At 59.0% G+C, this 2724-nt stretch carries 3 protein-coding genes; 1 reads left to right on the plus strand and 2 read right to left on the minus strand.

Translation table 11 applies throughout. The features are described from left to right. Nucleotides 1-428: 428 nt before the first annotated feature. Complete coding sequence (locus JWQ61_RS21585) at nucleotides 429-812, plus strand: glyoxalase (RefSeq protein WP_304362328.1); 384 nt, start codon at nucleotides 429-431, stop codon at nucleotides 810-812. A gap of 21 nt (nucleotides 813-833) precedes the next feature. On the opposite strand, the gene rmuC is transcribed toward JWQ61_RS21585, so the two are convergent. Together rmuC and JWQ61_RS21595 are read right to left on the minus strand one after the other, a co-directional pair. Beyond that, the gene (gene rmuC / locus JWQ61_RS21590) at nucleotides 834-2300 is read right to left on the minus strand and encodes a DNA recombination protein RmuC (RefSeq protein ID WP_304362329.1); all 1467 of its coding nucleotides are present in this window, start codon (nucleotides 2298-2300) and stop codon (nucleotides 834-836) included. Between the two features lie 37 nt (nucleotides 2301-2337). Continuing rightward, the coding region (locus tag JWQ61_RS21595) for a group II truncated hemoglobin (protein WP_304362330.1) at nucleotides 2338-2724 on the minus strand (387 nt) is incomplete at its 5' end.

The raw sequence follows: 2724 nt of genomic DNA on the forward strand, positions 1-2724 counted from the left end.
GGTTTTTCTGTTTTCCGCAGGCAAATGCGCAGGTATCCGGCAGCACATGCTGTGCACATAGTATAGGACAGAGCTTATTGCTCCACTATTTCCAATCATGCATAGTTGCTACCAGATGTAACCGTCCCGATCCTGGCCGGCAAAAAATCCAGGATGCGATTTGTTTAGTGAAATCTCCAAATAATAATAATTCTCATTTATAATTAGTTTGTGCACACGCCTCAGTTGATTGTCCACCAACCCCTCTTTCAGCCAGCCGCATCACGCGCGTCGCCAGCCATTCAACAAGTTTGATTGTTTTGGAGTACGACGCTTTGCCCAATTTATACCCGACCCGCCTGCCGGGATTACCTGCGGCCGCCGGCGTGAAAATTTACTGATATTCTGAGCATTACCGAAAACCAGGCAATCAGCAGAGGAACACCTACATGTCAGCATCATCCCTGGCGCTCGCCAATCTGCGCGCTTTTATCCCGTCCAGCGATTTCGAACTAAGCAAACGGTTTTATTGCGATCTGGGCTTCAATCTCGGCTACGACGGAGAAGATATCGCGATACTGGAGATGGGCAATCACAGTTTCCTGCTACAGAAGTATTACGACGAGGCCTGGGCCAAGAATTGCATGATGCAGATAATCGTCAACGATCTGGATAGCTGGTGGCAGCATATCGATGCCCTGAAACTGCCAGAGAAATATGATGTGCTCCACCCTTCGGCCCCAAAGTTGCAACCTTGGGGCATGCGCGTCGCTTATCTGCACGATCCGGCCGGAGTACTGTGGCATATCTCGGAACAGCCAAGCCTTTCATAAAACGACCTGGCGAATAGCGCTTCAGCTTTCGTCGTCCGGCGCCAGCTCCGGCTCTTTGCCCAGCAACAGCTGCGCGGCGTCGCTCGGCAACGCCTCCACCGATTTCAGTTTGCGCGCCATCTGGCGGCTGCGCACTTCGGCCTGGTCGATATTTTTGGCGGCCCGTTCCAGGGTCAGCTTGGTGGCTGCCAGCACGTCGCCGAACTTGCCGAACTCGGTCTTTACCGCGCCCAGCACTTGCCATACTTCGGATGAACGCTTCTCCAGCGCCAGCGTCCTGAATCCCATCTGCAGGCTGTTCAGCAAGGCCGACAAGGTCGACGGCCCGGCGATGCTGATGCGGTGCACGCGCTGCAATTCGTCGGCGAGGCCGGGACGGCGCATGACTTCGGCGTACAGGCCTTCGGTCGGCAGGAACAGGATGGCGAAATCGGTGGTCAGCGGCGGCGACAGGTATTTCTCGGCGATGGTCTTGGCTTCGCCGCGCACCGCACGTTCCAGCTCGCGCGAGGCTACGGCTACGCCTTCGGCATCGGCGCGGTCGGCGGCCTCGGCCAGGCGCTCATACTGTTCTTTTGGGAACTTGGCGTCGATCGGCATCCATACCGGCGTGCCGCCGTCGTCGTTGCCGGGCAGCTTGATGGCGAATTCGACCCGTTCGCCGCTGCCGGGAACGGTTTCCACATTCTTCGCATATTGTTCCGGCGTCAGCACCTGCTCCAGCAGCATTTCCAGCTGTACTTCACCCCAGGTGCCGCGCGTCTTGACGTTGGTCAGCACCCGCTTGAGGTCGCCGACGCCGATCGCCAGCTGCTGCATCTCGCCCAGCCCCTGGTGGACTTTTTCCAGGCGGTCGGACACGATCTTGAACGATTCGCCCAGGCGCTGCTCCAGCGTTGCGTGCAGTTTCTCATCCACGGTCTTGCGCATTTCTTCCAGGCGCAGGCCATTGTCGTTTTGCAGGTCCTTGATCTTCGCTTCCAGCGTGGCGCGCACTTCCGCCATGCGCTGCGCATTCGATTCGGTCAGCGCCGCCAACGTCTGGTTCAGCGTATCGCCGAAGCGCTTCAGCGACTGCGCCTGTTCCTCGCGATTGGTCTGCGCCTGCTGGTTCATCGCCAGCCGCATGCTGTCGAGCTGCTGGGCGTTGGTTTCGTTGAGCTTGACCAGTTGCTGGGCGAAGGTATCGATCTGGTTGTTCTGCAAGGTGGCGACGCTGGTCATCTGCGCCGCCAGGGTCTGCTGCAGCTGGCCGAAGCTGCTGCCCAGTTCCTGCCGCATGCCCTGGCCGCTGGTCTGCACCTCGCTGCGCAGTTCGCGCTGCTGGCGCTCGCCGATGTCTTGCTGGTGGCGCTGCAGGTCGTTTTGCAGCTGCGTCAGCTGTTGCGCCGGATCGGCGCCGCGCGAGCTGCGCAGGATGGCGATGATCTGCAGCACGATGAGAACGGCGGCGACGGCAAGCAGGATGAGCAGTTCGGTTGATGTCATGTATTCTTCGATAAACTAAAAATGGATTACGGTGAAATCACGGCTGGGCGTCTGCCTTGTTGCGCATCCAGTCCGCAGTCTGGAAGAAGGACGTCAGCAAATGCTCCTGCAGCTTTTCCTCCATGCCGACATCCTGCATCGCCAGCGCCATGCAGCGCAGCCACTGGTCGCGTTCCGGCGTTGCGATCGCATACGGCAGATGGCGGGCGCGCAGGCGTGGGTGGCCAAAGCGTTCTATGTACAAATCGGGACCGCCGCTCCAGCCGGTCAGGAACCAGTAGAACTTGTCGCGCGAACCGTCGAGCGTGGTCGGATGCAAGGCCCGGATCACGGAAAATTGCGGCTCCAGGTCCATCAGGTCGTAGAAGCGGTCGACCAGTTCGCGCAGCTTGCCGGCGCCGCCTATCATGTCGTAGAGGCTGGC

Source organism: Collimonas fungivorans (genome assembly GCF_028292705.1).
Taxonomy (GTDB): Bacteria; Pseudomonadota; Gammaproteobacteria; order Burkholderiales; family Burkholderiaceae_D; genus Collimonas; species Collimonas fungivorans_B.

Coding starts and splice junctions, on each gene's coding strand:
- JWQ61_RS21585 (WP_304362328.1), top strand. CDS start 429: ATGTCAGCATCATCCCTGGCGCTCGCCAATCTGCGCGCTTTTATCCCG.
- rmuC (WP_304362329.1), bottom strand. CDS start 2,300: ATGACATCAACCGAACTGCTCATCCTGCTTGCCGTCGCCGCCGTTCTC.